Source organism: Paraprevotella xylaniphila YIT 11841 (assembly GCF_000205165.1).
GTDB lineage: Bacteria > Bacteroidota > Bacteroidia > Bacteroidales > Bacteroidaceae > Paraprevotella > Paraprevotella xylaniphila.
On sequence record NZ_GL883819.1, the window covers coordinates 1 to 20447 of the forward strand.

Sequence of the window (20447 nt, forward strand, 5' to 3'; positions counted from 1 at the left end):
TGTCATCCATTACGTACAGTTTGTCTTGGGTTGCTCCCTCGCAGATGTAATCGAAGTGAGGAGTGTCGCCGCGAATCACGCAACCGATGGCTATCACGGCATCCACCTTGCCGCTTTTAGCCATTTGGGCGGCACCGAACACCAATTCAAAACTGCCCGGCACGGTCATGACCAAAATATCTTCTTCACTGACTCCATGTTTGAGCAAGGTGGTTTGCGCACCTTCCAACAACGAGCCGGTGATGTGGTGATTCCATTCGCTGACCACGATGCCGAAGCGCATGCCTTGGGCCGAGGGGACGGACTTGGGGTCATATTCAGACAAGTTATGTAAATTCGTTGCCATGTTCGTTTTCTGCTTTAGGACTTTATTCGCTTACACGTTCGATGTATTTGTCGATTTCGGCATACTGCATGGAGTTCACATACTTGGTCTTGATTTCTTTGTAGCATTCCAAAGCCTTGTCTTTCTTTCCTTGCGATTCGAAAATCTCACCGGCCTGAATCAGATAGAGGGGGCTGAGGCTGTTGTTGTCCGCCTTCTTGGCTGCTTCCAATAAAGTGGAAGTCGCTTTGTCTAATTGGTCCAATTCTGCATAGCAGTTGCCCAATGCACCGATGGCAGCAGGAGACACCATGGCATCGCCGCAATTTTTGAAATCTTCCAGACGGGTAACAGCTTCCTGATATTTACCCAATTTGGCATAACTTAATCCGGCATAGAGTTGTGCCAGATTGCCGGCTTTCGTGCTTCCGTAGTCGTTGGCGATTTTCAAGAAACCGGGAAAGCCTTGTCCGTCACCGTTCAACGCCTTTTCGTAATTGTCCGAAGCAAAATATTGCTGCCCTTTGAACATCAGTTCATTGGCTTTGGCCTCGCGCGGTTCGCTTACGAAACTCCGATAGAGGAAGTATCCGCCTACCAATACGACGATGGCGATGAAAACGTACATAATAGGCTTCTTGTATTTGTCGATGAAAGCCTCGGAAGAAATCAAAGTCTGTTCCACGTTGAGTGAATCATGCTGTGTCTTTTTGTTCGTCATTTTATTTGATGGTTTTATTATTATTTCCTGTTTTTCGTCCCATAGTGCATGGTACGGGAATAAAGCGGAGCAAAAGTAGCGAAATTCTCCCGTTTGATGAAATTTATAGCCTATTATTTTTAGGATTCGGGGGATAAACCTTAATTTTGCAGGGTGATTTAACGGGAAAACCTACGGATGATACTGAAAAAAATTTCTGTCTTGAATTATAAGAACATAGCGCAGGCCGAGTTGGCCTTCTCTCCGAAGATGAATTGTTTCATCGGACATAATGGTGAAGGAAAGACCAATTTGTTGGATGCTGTGTATTTTCTTTCCTTTTGTAAGAGCGCAACCCATTCCGTAGATTCCCAAAATATCCGGCACGGTGAGGACTTCTTCATGTTGCAGGGAGAGTATGAGCATGAGTCGGGAGAGCCGGAAGAGGTATATTGCGGTTTGAAACGCAAACAGAAAAAGCGTTTTAAGCGTAATAAGAAAGAGTATAAAAGATTGTCGGAGCATATCGGATTGGTGCCGGTAGTGCTCGTTTCTCCGGCCGATGCCGATTTGATTTCGGGGGGGAGTGAGGAGCGGCGACGCTTTATGGACATGGTAATCGTGCAATATGACCATGAATATCTCGATGCATTAGTGCGTTACAACAGGGCTTTGCAACAGAGGAACGTGTTGTTGAAACAGGAGGAGGAACCCGATGAAGCCCTTATAGGGCTATGGGAAGAAATGATGGCTCAGGAAGGGGAGAAGATATACGAGAAGCGAAAGGCTTACGTGGAGGAATTCGTTCCGGTCTTTCAGGATTTCTATGCGCGGATTTCCCGTGGAAAAGAACATGTGGGGCTGCGTTACATTTCTCATGGCCAACGTGGGGATTTGTTGGAAGTCATTCGTCGCGACCGTGCCAAGGACCGGATTATGGGGTATTCCCTGCATGGTGTCCATAAGGATGATTTGGAGATGACCTTGGGAGAGTTCCCTATAAAGCGGGAGGGTTCTCAGGGGCAGAACAAAACCTATTTGATTGCTTTGAAGTTGGCGCAGTTTGATTTCTTGCGCCGTACGGGAAGCCGTACTACTCCTTTATTGTTGTTGGACGATATTTTCGACAAGTTGGATGCTGACCGCGTGGAGCAGATTGTCAAATTGGTTTCCGGCGAACAGTTCGGGCAAATCTTCGTGACGGATACCAATCGAGACCATCTGGATCGTATTTTGGAGAAGACGGACGAAGACTACAAGCTCTTTTATGTGGAAAACGGAGAAATCAAGGCATGAGACGGAACAAGGCGGAATGCATAGGCGACATCATCCGGCAATATCTCCGGCAGGAAGGGTTGGAGACACCGTTGAATGAGACCCGGATGGCGGCAGCTTGGTCCGAAGTGATGGGGCAGGCTATTGCCCGGTATACAGGGGATGTTTTCGTGAAAAATCAAGTGTTATACGTCCATCTCAAGTCACCGGCCCTCAGGGCTAACCTAATGATGGGTAGGGAAGCATTGGTACGCAAACTGAATGAGTATGTGGGAGCGCAAGTCATTCAGAATATTGTGTTCCGTTGACAACGATTCAAAGAATCTCGTCCATGGGGATGTCATGGGGTTCGGTAGGAACATGTTCTACCCGTTGGAAATCGAAGCAAACACCTATTTTATATATATCGTAATGTTGCAACCGCGTCAGCAAACGGTCGTAAAAGCCTTGTCCGCGTCCCAAGCGGTTTCCTTTTGCATCAAAAGCCACTCCCGGGATAATGGCTAAATCAATAGAGGCGTAGTCGGTAAAGACCTCGCCGGTGGATTCTTGGATGCCGAAAGGCCCCTCTTCGAGCCGGTCTTCAGCTGCATAACGGTGCAACTCGATTTCTTTACCTTTTACGGTGGGAAGCAGGATGCATTTGCGCAAGCTCCAATAACGTACGAAGTCTTGTGTATCCACTTCGTCCGGCAATGAATGGTAGAGTAAAACCGTTCGTGCAGCGATGAATCGCGGATGTACAGCCAAACGTCTCAAAATCGGGCCGGAAAGGTCGAGTATGGCCGCCCGGGAAGTTTCTTTCTTATTTCGGGTCATTGATGCCCTTAATTCTTTTTTATTCATAAGCATAATTAATTTTGGAAAAACTACGGCATCATCAAATGCCATAGTTTTTCCAATAAGTCTCTATATTATTGGGAGGTTACAGTTTTCTGTGGGGCTTCCGGAAAAGCTTTTCCTTCTTCCAGAACCTTGATGGCACGTTCAACTGCCGGGTCATCACTGTTGACGAATTCGTAGAATTGTTCTGTTTCCTTCACGTTGTTGATGATGGAAGCATAAAGGCTTCTTCTGAAAAGTTTGCGTGACTTGTAAAGCATCAGGTTTCTTTTGCGAAGTCCCCGTTGTTGTGCAAAATCGGCAAACTTGCGGACTACGTTTTGTTGGTCTAAGTAGCGGACGAGTTCCTCGTTAGTATCTATTTCATTCAATTCCGGACGATGGCTGTCGGCAAAGTTAAATGCATATTGATGTATTAGTCCGCTTATCCACGCTTCCTTATAGTATGAGGTTATGTCTGCTGTATCTTCCGGAACAAAGATGTCCGGCATGATGCCTCCACTGCCGTAAACGGTGCGTCCCAAGCGGGTCTTGAACTGCGGGCCTTTTTGTTTGATGCTGTCTTGAGAGAAAAATTCCCCTCGTTCGTAACGTTCCATAAGGTCATTCTCGTATTCTTCTCCGTGTCCTTTTACGTAAGGCTTTTGGATGCACCGTCCAGAAGGTGTATAATACCGTGCGATGGTCAGGCGTATCATGCTTCCGTCCCGGAATTCGATGGGTTGTTGTACCAATCCTTTGCCATACGTACGGCGGCCTATGATGGTTCCCCGGTCATTGTCTTGTATGGCTCCTGCAAAAATTTCGCTGGCCGATGCCGATCCCTCGTTGACCAATACTGTCAGAGGCAGATTGGGGAAAGCTCCGCGCCCGTCGCTTTTGTATTCTTCACGTGGGAATTTGCGTCCTTCCGTGTAGAGAATCAAACGGTTCTTGGGCAGGAATATGTTGGCCATTTGTATGGCGGTCTGCATAATGCCCCCGGTGTTGTCCCGCAAGTCGATGACCAGGTTCTTAAACCCTTTCTGGTTTAATTCAGCCAAGGATACCAAGAGTTCGGGGTAGGTCGTTTCGCTGAAACTTTTGATTTTGACATATCCGGTTTCGGGGGTGAGCATGTAAGTGGCTTCTATGCTGTGTACCGGGATGTCGCCTCGTGTGATGGTATAGTAAAGTGTCTCCTTTTCACCCGTACGCCGGATGCCTAATTTGACTTTGGAGGCTTTCTTGCCTTTCATGAGTTTCATGCAGTCTTCGGCTGTGATGTCTTTTCCTGTAATGTCTTTTCCGTCCACATTGACAATACGGTCTCCTGCCAGCAATCCTACCTTTTCAGATGGGCCGCCTTTGATGACACTGATGATGCGCGCTGTGTCGTTTTGTTTGGTGAAAGACACGCCGATGCCGGAAAAACTGCCTTTCAGGCTTTCCATTGCCGCTTCTGTTTCCTTGGCTGTGGTGTAAGCCGAGTGCGGGTCCAGTTCCGCCAATATGCGGGGCATGGCTTTTTCCACGAGGTCGGTCATATTGACCGTGTCTACATATTGGTCGTCGATGATACGCAGCAGGTCGTTCACCTTGTTACTGTTCGTATTGATGATGTTCAGCCGGTTTCCCGAGAAATGGTTGGCATAGAACGTTCCTATCAATATTCCTGCCACAAGGCATAACGCCAATAGGATAGGTGTAAATCGCGATGAACTATTCTGATTCATAAATACATGTTTTTTAAAGTTCTTCAGTCTGAGTCTCCAATGGTAGGTAGTGTACTTCTATACCGGCTCTTTGAAGCAGGTCGATGCCGTCTGTCAGCCGGTATTGCCGGGCATAGAAGACCTTCTTGATGCCGGACTGTATGATAAGCTTGGAGCATTCGATGCAGGGAGCGTCTGTGACGTACAGGGTAGCTCCTTCGCTGTTGTTCCCAGACCGTGCGATCTTGGTGATGGCGTTGGCTTCTGCATGCAGCACGTAAGGTTTGGTCAGGTGGTTTTCATCTTCGCACACGTTTTCGAATCCGGCCGGTGTGCCATTGTAGCCATCGGAAATAATCATTTTGTCTTTCACGATGAGGGCTCCTACTTTGCGTCGTTCACAATAGCTGTTTTCTGCCCATATCCGAGCCATACGCAAATAGCGCAGGTCCAGTTCATGCTTTTTTTCTTCCGGAGTTTTCATTTTTTCTCTCAAGCTTTGTTTATGGGGTTGATACCGTTTCGTTTTAACAGAGCATCTATGGTGGGAGCTTGTCCGCGGAATCGTTTATATAATGCCATAGGAGGTTCCGTGCCTCCCTTCGACAAGATATTGTCGCGGAAACTTTGTGCCACTTCCCGGTTGAATATACCTTTTTCCTTGAACAGGGAGAATGCGTCAGCGTCCAGGACTTCCGCCCATTTGTAACTGTAATATCCGGCTGCATAGCCTCCGGACATGATATGTCCGAACTGTACGCTCATACAACAGGCCTCTTCAGGTTGCGGCAACAACTGTGCCGCTTCCCACGCGCGTTTTTCAAACGAAAGCACGTCTTCCTCGAAAGGTTTGTCCTGCGTGTAATAAGCCATGTCCAACAGAGCGAAACTGACCTGTCGGATACAAGCGTAAGCCGTGTTGAAATTGCGGCTTTTGATAATCCGGTCGATAAGTTCTTCCGGAAGCGGTTCACCCGTCAGGTAGTGTTGGGCAAAGGTATTTAAAAAATCGCGTTCTACGGCAAAATTTTCCATAATTTGTGACGGAAGTTCCACAAAATCCCAATAGACACTCGTACCGCTGAGACTTTCGAAGCGCGTATTGGCGAATATGCCGTGTAGGGCATGTCCGAATTCATGCAGGAATGTTTCTACTTCTCCTAAAGTGAGTAAGGCCGGTTTGCTCTCTGTCGGTTTGGTCAAATTCATGGTGACGGACACATGGGGACGATGGTTGGTGCCGTCTTCATCTATCCATTGGTCTTTGTAGGAGGTCATCCAGGCACCGCTCTGTTTACCTTTCCGGGGATGGAAATCCGTGTACAATACGGCCAGGAAAGTTCCGTCTTTGTCGAACACTTCGTATGCCGTCACGTCCGGATGGTATACCGGAATGTCGGCATTTTCCTTGAATGTGATGCCGTACAGGCGGGAAGCCAGTCCGAAGATACCTTGTTTGACGCGTGACAGTTCGAAGTACGGGCGTAGCATTTCCGCATCCAGATTGTACTTCTCTAATTGCAGTTTATGGGCATAATAACCGAAATCCCAAGGTTGCAGCACGAAGTCTTCTCCTTCTTTTTCACGTGCCTTTCTTTCCACTTCTTTTACCTCTTCCCGTGCCGTGGGCAGGTAGGCTTCCAACAAGTCGTTTAACAGTTGGTAGACATTCTGGCTGTTTTCAGCCATACGTTTCTTTAATACGAAGTCTGCGTATGTGGGGTAGCCCAACAGTTGTGCCCGTTCGCGTCGCAGGTTGACGATACGCTTGACGATTTCAAGGTTGTTGTATTCATTGTCGTGCGTGCAGATGGTATTCCGTGCCATATACATTTTCCGGCGGAGTTCCCGGTTGTCAGCATAGGTCATGAACGGGTTGTAGCTCGGGGCGTGCAGGGTGAACACCCATCCCTCCAAATCCTTTTCCTTGGCTGCCAATGCGGCAGCTTCGACAGCAGATTCCGGAAGACCTGCCAAATCCTTTTCGTCAGTCAGGTGGAGTTGGAATTTATTGGTCTCCTTCAGGTTGTTCTGTGAGAATTGCAAAGTCAACTGGCTCAGTTCCTTGCTGAGTGCGCGGAACTTTTCTTTGTCCTCGGCCGTAAGGTTAGCCCCGTTGCGTATGAAGCCGTCGTAGCTCTTGTCCAGAAGCATTTGTTCTTCAGGCGTCAATTCACGGTGGCTTTCATGCACGGCCTTTATCCGGGCGAACAGTTTCTCGTTCAGCAGGATGTTGTTGGCATGTTCCGTCAATATCGGTGACATTTTCTGTGCCAACTCGTCCATCTCGTCGTTGGTCTCCGCGCTCAACAGGTTGAAGAACACATTGCTCACCCGGCTCAGCAGGTTGTCGGGGACGCTGAATGATATGGTATTGTCGAACGTGGGAGGTTCCGGATTTTGGATGATGGTGTCCGTCAGTTCGTCATCTTGCCGTATGCCTTCCATGAAAGCCGGTTCGTAATCTTCGAGGTGTATCCGGTCGAAAGGTGCCGTGTTGTGAGGCGTTCCGTAGGAAGAACAGAAGAATGGATTTTTTCTTTCTTCGGTTTTGTTTTCTTGTATGGTGTCCATGTCGATACTTGTATTTTTAGAAGGCCTGGATCAATTTCTCCAAGGCTGGTATGATAATTTTCCTTCTTTTTAATAAGACTAAGTTTTCTTTCTGTAAACGGTTCAGGGCACGTGACACATTCATGCGTGGCTCATTGATTTGTAATCCGAGGTCTTCCATGCTGATTTCCAAAATTTTCTCCCCGGCAGGGTATACACTACGGGAGTGAATGAAATTGACGATACGTTTCTCCGTATTCCCTGAAAGGTTATGCCACAGCCATCTTCCCTGACGGTAAATATAGGAGGACAAGAGGTTAATCATGTTAAGCCGGAATACCTCGAAACGACTGAATAACAAGGTCACTCCGTCTTTGGGAATGATCAGGGCGCGTATGTCTGTCTGTGCTGTATAAGTATGCGTGTAGTGTGGAGTAATGCCGTACAGGGCTTCCGGTTGTAGGGCTACTGGCGATTGTAGCCGTTCGTAGAATGCGAAGCGGTTGTTGTCCGACCGGGTACGCATTTCGATGGTGCCCCGGAATGCCAGTATCAACTGTCGGCAAGGGTGGTCTTGTTCAGCCAGGTTCTCTCCTTCGGCATATTGGACGATCCGGTGAGGGACAGACGTGGAAAATTGTGCCAATTCACTTTTTCCGATGCCTTGAAACAATGGCAGGGCGGTCAAAGTGTCCAATGTAAAGTTTTCCATATATGTCTGTTTTATCGGTCCATCATCGTTTGGAGGGCCGGAGTTGTGTACACTTGGTTCTTCCCTTTCTCGTCCGCATAGATAAGGTAAGCTTGTATGTCGGGAGTGGACTGCAATATCTTTTTAGCCTGTTCCAATCCCATGACCATAAATGCCGTAGCGTATGCGTCGGCGGTGGCGCAGTCTTTGGCCACTACGGTGGACGACAGGATGGAGTGCTGCACAGGATAACCTGTGTGCGGGTCTATGGTATGTGCATACTTTTTTCCATTTTTGTAGTAGAAGTTACGGTAATTTCCCGAAGTCGCGATACCGAGGTCCGTGACGTTCAGTATGGTTTGGATTTCATTGTTGACATTCAATGAATCGTCTATGGGCTTATTGATGCCCACTTTCCATTTTTGCTCTTTGGGACTGAGTCCTTTCACCACGATTTCCCCTCCGATTTCAATCATGTAGTTCCGGATGCCTTTACGGTCGAACAGGCGGGCTACCGCATCACTGCCGTATCCTTTGGCAATGGCACTGCAATCCAGTATTACCCGAGAATCCTGTTTCACGACCTTCCCGTTTTCCAAAGCCACTTTTTCAAATCCGACGAACGAAAGGATACTGTCGATTTGTGACGGAGTGAGATTCTGCCCGTTTTTGAAGCCGAATCCCCAGGCATTGACTAGCGGGGCGACGGTGATGTCGAATGCACCGTCGGTATGTTTGCTGATGGTTTTGGCCAGTTGGAATACGTGGACGAACATGCTGTCCGGGGTAACCTCCTCATTCCGGTTGATTCGGCTGATGACCGATTCTTTATTAAAAGGAGAGAGGGAAACATCCACTTTTCGTAATTCGGCTTCAATTTCCTTTTGCAGACTGGAATCGCATTGGTAGGTTACGTGGTAAAACGTGCCGAAAACTGCTCCTTCTTCCCGTTGGAAAGGAATATTGGAGTGTGGGCTGCGTATGGCATATATCGTGCCGATAACCAACAGGATGAGAAATGGCAGTTGCCAACGTAGTTTTTTTCTTTTATCGTTCATGAGCATAAACCTAAATGTTCTACAATGATTTTAATACCGATACCTATCAGGATAAGACCTCCGGCGGGTGCCATGGAGCATGGTATCTTGCGTCCGATGAATATGCCTGTTCCCAATCCGGCTATGGTAAGGGCAGACGAAATGGCGGCAATGAGGACGGTTGGCATTGCGATGGTGTCCCAACTGCTACCTATTGGCATAAAAGCCATGGAAACTCCTACGGCCATGGCATCTATGCTTGTGGCTACGGCCAGTGTAAGGATGACTTTATAGCTTAGCGGGTCGAACTTGGTTTCCTCTTTTTTCCCGAAGCCTTCCCGAACCATCTGGATACCGACGGCAGAAAGCAATCCGAAAGCAATCCAATGGTCTATGGGAGCCAGAAAACGGCTGAAGAGTGTGCTGACATACCAACCGGCCAATACCATTGCTCCCTGAAAGAGGCCGAACGAAAGGATCATGGCCAACATTGGGCGCAAGACGATGTGCTTGACAATAGCACCTGAAGTGATGCTTACGGCAAAGCAATCCATGGCGAGTGCCAATCCTATTAGTATAGCTTCTGTGATGTACATGTTTGCATGTTTTTGCCGGGGTTTAAATGTCGAATATGATATTGAATGTTCCACCGATACATGAATTGCCGTATTTGCCGAAACCAGGCACATACCACGGAGAACCTTGCGGGGCCTCGCTGTGGCTCATGCGGATTTTATAGCGTACGTTCCATCCTAAGTGGAAAATTTTCCATATCCGTGTTTCTATGCCGAACACGATTTCTCCCCAATGGGAATTGGCCGAAAGCCCGTTGAACACGAACGGGACTTCGTTTCCCCACACCGGATCGGTGAATCCCGGGGAGCTTATATCGTATTTGAAAGACGTGAAAGCATAACGTAAGCCTAAATACAACCGGTTGCCAGTGTACCACTTTTTAGTAAAGTTGTAGTCCATACCGATGCGGAAATAAGGTGCCTTGGTTTTGTAGGTATTGCCTGTTTCCTCACCCTCACAGTTACTTTCCCCATATCCCAATTCAAAAACCGGAAAATATTTCTCCTTGAAATTCAAATGTGCGGCCACTTCCATTTGTGAATAATCCGAATTGAGGGATTTCATAATGACACCTACAAGGTCGCCTGACAGGGCCACTCCTCCGAATATGGGTGCTTCCTTTTTCGTCAGGTCTTCTACGGTTTCCTGAGGCTCCTTGTTGTCGGTTTGTTGAGCGTAGGAAGCGAAAGGGAGAAGTAGGCTAATTACCGCTACGGAAATATATTTTAAAATTCTCGGATACATTATAATTGATATTCGGATTTACAATTGAAACGGAGTCTACAAGCAGTCGGGTCCAACGGACGGCGGTCACATGGTGGAACATCGAAGCCGGACAAGTAGGGGATTCGTAATGCGGAGTGTTTTCTTTGTCAATCCAAATGGTGTCCCTCCGCGTACGGCCCACCGTATCGGTGAAGTGGAAGATGAGCGTGTCGGTTGCGGCACTGTAACTTACCGGAAGTTCCACTTCGCTTCCTCGTACCAGGCGGTTAATCAAAATGGAATCCGTTCCGGCAGCCGTGACCGTCAGTGTGTCCAACACTTGGATTTTGCTTTCCCCTTCATCCGTGGCGGCATAGAATCCATACGTACTGTAAACGACATTGTTTATCGGGCAGTCGGTAGATTCGCAGGAAACGGCAGCAATGAAAATGCTGATGCAAACCAACGTGAGGGTTATACCTTTTAGTTTCTTCATCTTCAAAAGATGTAATCTTTATATTTCTTTTTCAATCAAGTAATTGTTGCGTTCTGGCGAATTGCGGCTGATGAGTTCTCCCAAGAAGCCGGTCAGGAAAAGTTGCGTACCCAGTATCATCGTAGTGAGCGCGATGTAGAAGTAGGGTGAGTCGGTAATCAAACGGTAGTCGTTGCCGCAATACATGTCATACAGCTTGTTCACGCCGATAACCCCTGTGGCAATGAAACCCAAAATGAACATGATAGAACCTAAAAAGCCGAAGATGTGCATCGGTTTGACCCCGAATTTGGATAGGAACCAAAGGGAAATCAGATCCAGATAACCATTGAAGAAGCGGTTCAGGCCGCCGAATTTGGTCTTGCCGTACTTGCGTGCCTGATGGTGCACCACCTTTTCCCCGATTTTGTCGAAACCGGCGTTCTTGGCCAGATAAGGGATATAACGGTGCATTTCCCCATAGACCTCAATGCTTTTCACGACTTCCTTGCGGTAAGCTTTCAATCCGCAGTTGAAATCGTGCAGGTTTTTGATGCCGCTGACCTTGCGGGCGGTGGCGTTGAACAGTTTGGTCGGGATGGTTTTGGACAACGGGTCATATCGTTTTTGCTTGTACCCCGACACCAAGTCGAATCCGTCCGTCACGATCATGCGGTAAAGCTCCGGAATCTCGTCGGGGGAGTCCTGAAGGTCGGCATCCATGGTGATGACCACGTCACCCTCCGCTTTCTTGAAGCCGCAATACAAGGCCGGGCTTTTTCCGTAGTTACGGCGGAATTTGATGCCTTTCACGCAACTGTGCTTTTCCTGCAAATCTTCAATCAGTTGCCAAGAACGGTCGGTGCTGCCGTCATTGACGAAAATGACTTCGTATGTGAAGCCGTGTGCGTTCATTACGCGTTCAATCCATGAATATAATTCCGGAATGGATTCTTCTTCATTGAAGAGGGGTATTACGACTGAAATATCCATATTTATCGGTTTTGACTGTGAGTCGTACGGCTCTTTCCGCTTAATCCGATCCACGCGGTGGGGATGGCTAGCAGGAAGCCGAACATGAGATTATATACTAAGAATTCGAAAGTCAGTTGTATGGGAGAGATACTTTTAAGCAGGTCTATGACTTGGCGGCTGACTTCGGCCACGTCCTCTCCCGGCATCATGCTTTGCATCATAGCTACAGCCTCGGGCTGTTGCATGATGGTGGAATAAGTCTGGAGGAGCAATCCGTTGTCGATGTAGCGGAAATAAACAAATTGGGCCACCGCCATGAGCAAAGAGGCATACATGAAAATCAGCGTCGCCATCCACCACGACTGGCCGAAACGAAGGGGAAACACTTCACCTCTGAATTTCCGTATCAGGAAACCGGCTGTCACCACGGACAACAATCCGATGATGAGACCCACGTTGCCTACGAGCGGACGGGTCAACCCGATAATATAAAAAGCAAAACTGACAATCCACATCAGGCCCACCACGGCACCGTATTGGGCGGCAAAAGCACGGAGTTGCTTGTAGCTTATTGCATTCATTATGACATATATTACATTTAGCGTGCAAAAATACGAAAAATTAGCGGAATACGGCGAACTAAACTTCTTTATTTTTGTAAAATCTAAGCGGTTGAAAATGAGTTTTATTTCAGGAATGCATTAAAAAAGTATATACCAATGTTTGGAACGGAAAGAAAAAGTTCCTACCTTTGCAACCGCAAACGGGAAAGTCCTGTACGGCCAGCTCCCTTCGAATCCCCCAGGGCTTGATCGCAGCAAGGGTAGTTGGTTGTAGCGGCGCGATGCAGTAAGCTTTCCCACCCGCCTCTTTAGCTCAGTTGGCCAGAGCACGTGATTTGTAATCTCGGGGTCGTTGGTTCGAATCCGACAAGAGGCTCAAAAAGCACAAAGGCGAAACCGGAAAAGTTTCGCCTTTTTATTTTATCGGGCTTATGGCGTATGGAAAATATTATAATCCGTTGATTTTAGCACGTCTTGAATCCTATTTCGAGTCGGGCGATTGGGACGGATTGGCTGTGTATCTGGACGGCTTGTCCCATCGCGAGTTCCGTATGGCCGGTGAAATCATCAGCATGCAAATCATGCCTCGTGTCTCGGATACGGTGTTTTGGGAAGCGTTTTGTTTCCTGTTGGTGCGTAATTCCAAAGCTTTTCTGGTGACTTTGCTCAAGTCCGTTCCCCTTCGGAAGCAAAAAACCGGTTTTACATTGCGGCAAGACGGCTATGTGCCGGTAGCGGAGTTCCTGAACGATGCCGGGACGGAATTGGACCGTGCCAAATTCATCCGGTTTATGGTGGAGGTCTTCGGGGAAGATACGGAGGAATTGTCTTATTTATTCGGAAGCCTTCATGTAGATACGTCGCACGAACGTGTGCAATATTTGTTGCAGGGCAGAGGAATGTCCTGTTATTATTTATTATTCCAGTGTATGCGTCAGTTGGAGCATGAACGCGATCTTCTGGTGCGTTGTTGCCAATTCCTGATGAAAAAAGGCGATGCGTTGTCGTTCAATCTGGCCAGCGTGGCCAAGCTGTATTTCGACCTGACGCCGGTGAAGGGTACCTTCTCCTTGCATCTTGCTCCTTATCAATTGGGATGCCTCGATGCTTCCTTCGAGAGTTTCTGCAGGGTCATGAAGAGCATATCGTGAAAAAATAAAGACATCCACCCAAGGGATGTCTTTTATTATGTAATTTATGAATGATAACCTCACGGATATTCTTTTCTGTTAGAAACAATTATTAAAATGTGTAGCTTGTGCCGAGACTAACCTTGGCCACTATGTCATTGAACGGTGACAATACTTCACCACCGATGAAACCGTTTTTCAAGTAATAATGGACTTCCGGTTCGAGTAGCAGGCTCCATTGGTCGTTGATACGGTATTGCGCCACGGCACCGAGCAACAATGCAGGTGCTCCGCCAGGGTTCGCGGCGGACAGAGGACGGGGGGAGGAACCCACTTCGAGTTCGCCGCTGTATATCCGGGCATTGTCCGACATGCACTTGCTGTACAAGGCACCGCCTTCCACGAAGAGGTTGAACTTCCGGTTTAAGTCATATTTCTGGTAGACGTTGGATAAATTAAGCATATAGGCCAGTTTGATGTTCAGCAGGTTGTAGCGGTATTGCCATAGTGCGGTGAATTGTTTCTCCACGCCCATGAAATCCACCACATAACTCCCATACTTGTTTTCGTTGAGGGTTTCATACTCTATGGCAGCCTTGAGTGAGACGTAAGGCCCGAGGTGGTAGCCCACGTAGAACTGTCCCGAGTAGTTCAGGGCGAAGTCGCCCACGGTGTTCACCGAACGCATGTGTTTTAGCCCTCCTACTTGCACGCCGGAGAACAGGCGTGGCTCGAAGATGTAAGGGGGCCACGAGGCGCGTTCTTTCCGGTTGGCTGCACAGACGCGCACGCCGAGCGATATGGAGGCCGAAGTTTCGGTGAAGGATGCTTCGCGATCCACATTCACGTATGGTTCGCGGAAGTTGGCCACCACCACACGGGGCTCCACGAAAAAAGAAGTTTCTTTGTCCATGCTGTACAGGAAAGTGGCGGCACCTGTGAAACCGGCGTAGTTGCATTTCAGGCCGTTATCCGTTCCCGGGATGTATTTGGTCAGCCAACCGTATTCGCCTCCCACGGCGATGTTCATCTCAAACGGATGGCGTACTTGCCGCCAATAGGGGAAGAAGTTGAGAGGATTGACCAATCCTTCGAGCCGTCCGGCAAACATGCTGCCCTTGTAACGTGTCTCGTAGGAGGGGCGGGCTTCGGTGGATGCCGTGGTGTTGTAGCTCCAATAATATTCGGAAGCCGTGGCCGAGAGGCGGAGTCCCACGATGGGGTCGAACCACCGGCCCACGGAAATCTTGTAGCCCGTGCCGGTCGTTTTGAAGAAGCCCAAATCGTCGCTGTCATAAAAAGTCACACCTTGTGCCAGTTCGTAGAAAAATCCACGTGTATAGACCACCTCGCTGTTATAAAAGTCATTGGTATTATCCATATTGACCGTCAGGCCGGTTTTCACACCGTATTGTATGTCATACTTTGACACGTTCGTATGGCCGGAATGGTCGGCTTGGTCGGTCAGTGCGGAAAAGAACGGTTCTATGAAGAACTTGGCGTTGCGTCCGAGACCTATACCGACGTTTATACCTGCCTGTCCTTTAAAAATGGAAGCGCGCTCCTCTTGGAAAACGGAATGTATATAGCCCACGCCGAGAGTCGGAGAGATGCGGAATATGCGTCGTTTGTCGTAGCCATAAAGGTAATCGGACAGATGAAATACATAGTCTATATCGGCTTCCCATTGTTTCACGGTACCATTGCCGTCCTTCATGTCGTAGTTCGTATGCAATAGCGTGGCGCGTAGGCCATGTAGCCGGTTGAAGTCATACCCAACCACGCCACCGAAAGGTATCCCGTTCTTCATGGCCCGTTGGCCTTTTGGGGCTACTTGCGAGAAGCCTGTCGTGAATCCTACGTACAGGTGGTCAAGGAAACGGTTGCGGAAAGTATCGCCTTTTTCCACGTAACGGTCTGAGTACAGGTAGTCTAAGGGGTTGAAGTCCACGGTGTGGTCCAATTTGGGTTTGGAGGAGGTGGATACTGCCGTGGAAACCGGTGTTTCCGTGGTTGGCCGTATCGCAGTGGTGTCGGCTGTTTCCGGTGTGGAGGATGTCGCCGTGCTGTCGGGTGTTTCCACAACAGGCCGTACCGCTGTCGCCATCGTGTGCGCCTGTCCCGGTGATATGTACCACAGGCATAGGCATGTGCATATTATTGTATATTTTTCGTACATCATCATGTTTTGTATTCGTTATATTGTTTTGCCTCTGTTTTATGCCATTTTATTCTTTACCAACCGTTTATGTCATCTTGAACCTATAATGCCTTTTTCATATTCATTTCATTCCTCCATGGGTGTTGCGGCGGGTTGTTGTACCGGTATGGCAGGCGGACTGGCCGTGTCGGCACTGTTGGTCTGGATTTCCGTTCCGGATGCCGCTTCGGCAGACGAGGTGGTTGTGGGTGCGTCTCCTGTCCCTATGTCCTGTTCCCCCGTAGTTGCACCGCCATTTTCGGCATCTCCGGGGATTGCCGGCTGCGCTGCTTGTTGGGGGGCTGCGGACTTCTCCAAATCGGTCAATATCTTGCGGCATTGTTCCGGATCGGCTTTGAGTTTTTTCCAGTATTTTTTGAACGCTTTGCGGTATTCCTTGTTGAATGTACCGTCGTTGAGCATGTATTTCAGGTTGCGCTCATCCTTCAGGCAGCATTGTACCATAGGTAATCCCCAGTCTATACGTTTGTCCCCGAAACTGTTCACCGTGGGGTCATCGGCCGATGGTTCGAAAAACTCATCGAACATGAAATTGTCGTCCATGTATCCCGTCGTGGTGCGTTTAGGAGCATCCAAGTTGAAGCGTAGCTGTGCCTTGAGGTAAAGGGCTCTCGGGTCGGCGGGGGATACTTGTGTGGCATCTTCCAACATGTAGAGCGCAGTGCCCCAGCATCCGGGGTCTTCCTGCGCCGCCAATACGACGATTTTGTTCCAATATGAGGAGTTTGATACGGTATCCATGACCTCCGGGTCGTTCCATTCGCAGTTCAGGCTGCGAAGGAATATTTTCAGTCTGCGATATTCCGGTTTGCCGTCAGGCAGGAGCATTTCCGCTACGCGGTAGGCCGAAGCGAAGGCACCGGCATTGGCCAACATCTTAATGTGAGATGTGACGATGGCTTCGTCGTTGTACCATCCCTGCCAACTTGCGTTGCCGAAGTCGTCCATTTTTTGTTTGTGGTATTCCAGATTTAGTTGCACGTCGATGTAAGGTTTGAGCAGATTGGTGTCTGCCACACCGCGTTGGGCGTAACACCGGGCCAGTTCGTAGGCTGCCAATGGCCATTGGCGCAGGCCGTCCTCGTCTTTGACCGACGTGTAGGCGGCCCGGGCTATAGTTTCCTTTTCCTTCGGGTCTTTAATCATGCCGAGTAGTTCGTAGAACTCGTAAGGTACTTGTTTTTGCCCGGCGCGGTATCCGGGGTCGGTCTGGTAGAGTTCCCATATCTCTTCACGTGTCTTCACGCGGTTGGTGTAGTATTGGTATTCGATGTCCACGATGCGCAGTTGGGGCAGGATCTGTTGTTCAATGATGCTCCAACACGGCAGTTTGCGGATGGCGGCTTCCTGCCGCCCCATGTCTTTCGTCGTGGAGAGTACGGCTCGCACGCTGGCAGCCTCTTCTTTTAGCGAGTCGGCTTCCAAAAGGTTCGCCACATCAGTCCATGTGGCCACCTTGTGGGTGGTTTTGATTTCGCCCGTGCGGCGGGCATCCTGCAAGGCAGGGAAACGGCTCAATTCGTCGCGCAGGTATTCCGCACGTTCGCGGCAGAGGCGGGCATTGATGGCGTTGCCGCCTTCGGGCGAGGCCGACCCGTGGATGACCGCACTGGTGATGCCCGCATCGGCACCCATATAGCGCGACATGTTGTCTTTGAGTTGGTTCATTTGTTTGAAGTTCAACGTGTCTGTCGGGTCGAGGCGTGCTTCTCCTACCACGAATTTCAAATCGAGCTTTTCGTGGTCTTTGCTGAATTCTGCCCGTCCTCTTCGTGCATAGCGCTCGCGGTTGATGGGAAGCTCGATGAGGCTGTAATCCAAGAAGCGCATGGGATCTTTTACATAGCCTTCGCTCAGGCAGACACTGTCTTGCCGATAGGGGATGTTGGAGTTCATGCCGTATGCCTGAAGGGCATCCACCCGGTAACGCGTATTGCGGTCTACGGGTTCCAATACGAAGTGGATGAGCATGGAATCTTCCACATGGGAATGCATGAACGTTCCTTCACGGTATTTGAATAAGGGGTCGCGGGTTTCGTCAAAGCCCATACGGCGCAAGTTGCCTTTTTGAAACTGTTCGCCGTCTTTCACGAAAGGAACCAGATGGCCCACTACCTCGCCGTTGCCTTCTTCCTCATTCTCGTCCAGGTTCACTTCTTCGCTGATGGGAATCGCCTTGACCACGGGGCTGACGATGATGCGTGATTTGTCATCCGTGTCATCGGCCGACAGGTAATAGTAGAAAGGGCCGACCACCATGCGGTTACCGCACATGTTGGGGATTTGCGGTTCATTCTTCCGCTTGCGTTTGGCGGTTTTGGTCACCGTGCCTATCTGCTTGGCAGCCAAGCAGGTCACTTTGATGTCCATCATGCCTCGCAATTCCCGCTTTACGGGGTCAGAACCCGATGGTTTCACGACGATGTAACCTGTCAGTGGAAGCTGCATCAGGCAGTAGCCGTCTTGGTCGGTTTCAGCCAAAGCGTCGTACTCCGATTCTGATTGTGGGGCATAGGTCATGCCCTTGGCTTCCTCCTCTTGGCATTTCTTCATGAAGGCGTTGGCTTTGCTCGCATTGAAGAAGCCATATACGATGACACCCGGCCAAGGGGCGGCATCCTTGCTGTTCAGGTCTTCTGCGCGTCGGACCGTGATATTGATGTTCTTCACCTGGGCTTCTGCGGGGATATGGACCGCTACGATGAACAGCAGGAACAGCAGGTAGCGTGTAATCATATAGAAATTCGTTTTATACATGGTGATATGCAAGTTGCGGGTTTACTTGATGATATAGGCGAAGGAAACGCCGAGTTTAAACGGGATGAAGGCATAGCCGTGCGCTGTGCGGCGGTTTTCGGAATAATGGTCGTCGCGGTAGTAATGCTTGTGGTCGTAGTAGACGGCACCCACACTCCCGTAACATTCTATGTTCCAATGGGGCGAGAGGAAGAAAGCGTAGCCGAAAGTCAGTCCGCCACCCCAGGCGTCGCCCTTATAGGTCTCGCTGCCCCACGTGATGTCGTAAGACGTGCCAAGGGCTGCCACTCCGATGAATTCGCGCATCATGGGGCGTCCGCCGAACCAATAGCGGAACTCGGGGATGGCACCCGCCATTTTCATGTCCATGCCCCACGGTTTGTAGTTGCCGAGCACGGACAGGCCGAAAGTGGTCTTGTTGCCCGTAACGATTTCCATGCTTAAGTTGGGGGTCATCAGTCCATCCCATAGTGCGTCGGTCTTCAGGGCCAATAGCTGCGCTTTCAGTCCGGCTGTTACGGCTACTGTTATGATTGTTGATAAAAGGCGTTTCATTCGTTCTTTTCGATTGGTTTGTTCTTTTTTATTCAAAACATCTTCCGGCGCACACGGTTGCAAGGCATGCGGCCGGAAGATGTGCCGTCGGGCTTTTATGCCAGAAGGGAGGGCATGTCATAACTCGACGGAGGGGCCGTTGACGGAATCCTGCCAATCGGTGAGGCTGGCATTCGCTTTCACTTCTTCTATGTCATTCACCGTGATGGTCACCATGTAAGAGATTCCTTGTCGGAACAGGTTGGTCTCGCTGTCGGAAGCACCGTAAGGAGGCCCTACGGTAAGCCATTCTTCCGTAGTGATGTCGAAGCCTTCTTCTGGGGCTTCCCCCTCTTTGTGCAGCGTGATTTCAAGACGGTATTTCTTTTCCGGGTAGAGCATCAGGCTGCCGCCCACTCTCGTGGCCTGTCCCAAGGTAGTGCCGATGGCTACAGGCTGCAAGTCTCCGTCTTGTGCATCCTTGAGCGTGAAATCTGTCCTTGCGCTGTCGTCCGATGGCTTGATCCTTTCAGCTAGCGTGAGCCTCTTGTCCGGATCTTCTCCCCATGGTTCACGTTTTTCCAAGTCGGCCACGATGAGGTCAACTTTGGAATGCGTATCGAGGATTCTGATGGACTTCACGGAAATCTTGTCGGCATCCTCAAACACGGATTCTTCTTTTAGCGGATCCGCTCCGGGTTTCACCTGGAACTGTAAACGTGTCAGCATGTGCTGCAAGCCGATTAAGGGCATGGCTGCGTCCGCGTTCTCCCGGAAGTAGCGTGCGCTGTAAGCATACTTGTCTTGGAGCGTGGCTCTCCCCCAGATAATGTCCTGCGTGCCGTCTATCGTATAATGCACTGTGGCGCGATGGCGCGGGCCGCCGGAACCGTCTCCGTCTGCCGACGCTTCATACGTGATATGGGTATCCTCTGCATACGGATAGTAGCCGTAGAATTCATACATGTAGAATTGGCTGATGGGGTAGAAGTAGTGCCCGTCCCACGACACGTTGCTGCCTTCCTTCTTCGCTTTCACGTTTTTCATCAGGCAGGAAGCGTAGTTGTCTTCAGGGGCGAACCACGAGATATCGGGTGCGCCGTCGTTTTTCTCCTGTTTTCCACGTGCGAGACAGAACACTCCCATTTTGTCCAGATTGCCGTCATCGTCCACTGTGGCCCGCTTGTCCACAGAAGTGGACACGTCATCCGAATGGGCGGCGAAGCGGATTTCCACTTCGCTGTTGCCGGGTATGAATACGGGGGCGGCCGCATAATCCGACAGGTTTTCGTTGGAACAGCCGGGCAGCAGCATGCAAGCTACCGCCACGGCCCAAAGATAATGATGTAACTTCATCTGTCTCATGATTTGTTACTTGGTAATTAAAACTGTC

General features: G+C 49.5%; 20 protein-coding genes and 1 tRNA gene. 4 read left to right on the forward strand and 17 right to left on the reverse strand.

Features of this window, described 5'->3' with window-relative positions:
- Positions 1-346 (reverse strand): 6,7-dimethyl-8-ribityllumazine synthase (ribH, locus tag HMPREF9442_RS02120; RefSeq protein ID WP_008624828.1); only part of this gene is annotated, 346 nt, incomplete at its 3' end.
- Between the two features lie 22 nt (positions 347-368).
- Positions 369-1046, reverse strand: a complete 678-nt coding sequence (locus tag HMPREF9442_RS02125; protein ID WP_008620179.1) for a tetratricopeptide repeat protein — start codon at positions 1044-1046, stop codon at positions 369-371.
- 177 nt (positions 1047-1223) lie between these two features.
- Between HMPREF9442_RS02125 and recF the strand changes: the two genes are divergently transcribed.
- Positions 1224-2321, forward strand: a complete 1098-nt coding sequence (gene recF, locus HMPREF9442_RS02130; RefSeq protein ID WP_008624831.1) for a DNA replication/repair protein RecF — start codon at positions 1224-1226, stop codon at positions 2319-2321.
- Entirely contained in the window at positions 2318-2608 is a 291-nt protein-coding gene (locus HMPREF9442_RS02135; RefSeq protein ID WP_008624832.1) for a DciA family protein, read from the forward strand. Before recF ends, HMPREF9442_RS02135 begins: the two co-directional genes overlap by 4 nt.
- Before the next feature lie 7 nt (positions 2609-2615).
- Here the strand turns inward: HMPREF9442_RS02135 and HMPREF9442_RS02140 are convergent, their stop codons facing one another.
- The 11 genes from HMPREF9442_RS02140 to HMPREF9442_RS02190 form a co-directional block, all read right to left on the reverse strand.
- Positions 2616-3152 carry a 5-formyltetrahydrofolate cyclo-ligase gene (locus tag HMPREF9442_RS02140; RefSeq protein ID WP_040602503.1) on the reverse strand — a complete coding sequence of 179 codons (537 nt, stop codon included), beginning with the start codon at positions 3150-3152 and terminating at the stop codon, positions 2616-2618.
- A gap of 62 nt (positions 3153-3214) precedes the next feature.
- Entirely contained in the window at positions 3215-4858 is a 1644-nt protein-coding gene (locus tag HMPREF9442_RS02145; RefSeq protein WP_008624834.1) for a S41 family peptidase, read from the reverse strand.
- A 13-nt stretch (positions 4859-4871) separates the two neighbouring features.
- On the reverse strand, positions 4872-5321 hold the full coding sequence (locus tag HMPREF9442_RS02150) for a deoxycytidylate deaminase (protein ID WP_008624835.1): 450 nt from the start codon (positions 5319-5321) through the stop codon (positions 4872-4874).
- 8 nt (positions 5322-5329) lie between these two features.
- Complete coding sequence (locus HMPREF9442_RS02155) at positions 5330-7411, reverse strand: M3 family metallopeptidase (RefSeq protein ID WP_008624836.1); 2082 nt, start codon at positions 7409-7411, stop codon at positions 5330-5332.
- Positions 7412-7427: 16 nt separating this feature from the next.
- On the reverse strand, positions 7428-8102 hold the full coding sequence (locus tag HMPREF9442_RS02160) for a Crp/Fnr family transcriptional regulator (RefSeq protein WP_008624837.1): 675 nt from the start codon (positions 8100-8102) through the stop codon (positions 7428-7430).
- An 11-nt stretch (positions 8103-8113) separates the two neighbouring features.
- Positions 8114-9145 carry an FAD:protein FMN transferase gene (locus HMPREF9442_RS02165; RefSeq protein WP_008624839.1) on the reverse strand — a complete coding sequence of 344 codons (1032 nt, stop codon included), beginning with the start codon at positions 9143-9145 and terminating at the stop codon, positions 8114-8116.
- Complete coding sequence (locus HMPREF9442_RS02170; protein ID WP_008624849.1) at positions 9136-9714, reverse strand: manganese efflux pump MntP; 579 nt, start codon at positions 9712-9714, stop codon at positions 9136-9138. Before HMPREF9442_RS02170 ends, HMPREF9442_RS02165 begins: the two co-directional genes overlap by 10 nt.
- 22 nt (positions 9715-9736) lie before the next feature.
- Positions 9737-10438 carry a DUF6048 family protein gene (locus tag HMPREF9442_RS02175; RefSeq protein ID WP_008624851.1) on the reverse strand — a complete coding sequence of 234 codons (702 nt, stop codon included), beginning with the start codon at positions 10436-10438 and terminating at the stop codon, positions 9737-9739.
- Positions 10395-10895 carry a DUF6452 family protein gene (locus HMPREF9442_RS02180; protein ID WP_008624852.1) on the reverse strand — a complete coding sequence of 167 codons (501 nt, stop codon included), beginning with the start codon at positions 10893-10895 and terminating at the stop codon, positions 10395-10397. Before HMPREF9442_RS02180 ends, HMPREF9442_RS02175 begins: the two co-directional genes overlap by 44 nt.
- 18 nt (positions 10896-10913) lie before the next feature.
- Complete coding sequence (locus HMPREF9442_RS02185; protein ID WP_008624853.1) at positions 10914-11867, reverse strand: glycosyltransferase family 2 protein; 954 nt, start codon at positions 11865-11867, stop codon at positions 10914-10916.
- Between the two features lie 2 nt (positions 11868-11869).
- Positions 11870-12430 carry a DUF4199 domain-containing protein gene (locus HMPREF9442_RS02190; protein WP_008624854.1) on the reverse strand — a complete coding sequence of 187 codons (561 nt, stop codon included), beginning with the start codon at positions 12428-12430 and terminating at the stop codon, positions 11870-11872.
- 284 nt (positions 12431-12714) lie between these two features.
- Here HMPREF9442_RS02190 and HMPREF9442_RS02195 point away from each other — a divergent pair.
- Both HMPREF9442_RS02195 and HMPREF9442_RS02200 read left to right on the forward strand, forming a co-directional pair.
- Positions 12715-12788: transfer RNA gene (locus HMPREF9442_RS02195), tRNA-Thr, on the forward strand.
- 55 nt (positions 12789-12843) lie between these two features.
- The gene (locus HMPREF9442_RS02200; RefSeq protein ID WP_008624855.1) at positions 12844-13563 is read left to right on the forward strand and encodes a hypothetical protein; all 720 of its coding nucleotides are present in this window, start codon (positions 12844-12846) and stop codon (positions 13561-13563) included.
- A gap of 91 nt (positions 13564-13654) precedes the next feature.
- Here HMPREF9442_RS02200 and HMPREF9442_RS02205 read toward each other — a convergent pair whose 3' ends face one another.
- The 4 genes from HMPREF9442_RS02205 to HMPREF9442_RS02220 form a co-directional block, all read right to left on the reverse strand.
- A complete protein-coding gene (locus tag HMPREF9442_RS02205; protein ID WP_008624856.1) occupies positions 13655-15649 on the reverse strand; it encodes a hypothetical protein in 1995 nt (664 codons plus the stop codon).
- A gap of 180 nt (positions 15650-15829) precedes the next feature.
- Positions 15830-18499: a hypothetical protein gene (locus HMPREF9442_RS02210; protein ID WP_253270986.1), complete on the reverse strand. Its 2670-nt coding sequence runs from the start codon at positions 18497-18499 to the stop codon at positions 15830-15832.
- Between the two features lie 42 nt (positions 18500-18541).
- Entirely contained in the window at positions 18542-19075 is a 534-nt protein-coding gene (locus tag HMPREF9442_RS02215; protein WP_008624859.1) for a DUF3575 domain-containing protein, read from the reverse strand.
- A gap of 117 nt (positions 19076-19192) precedes the next feature.
- Complete coding sequence (locus HMPREF9442_RS02220; protein WP_040602501.1) at positions 19193-20410, reverse strand: fimbrillin family protein; 1218 nt, start codon at positions 20408-20410, stop codon at positions 19193-19195.
- Positions 20411-20447: the final 37 nt, after the last annotated feature.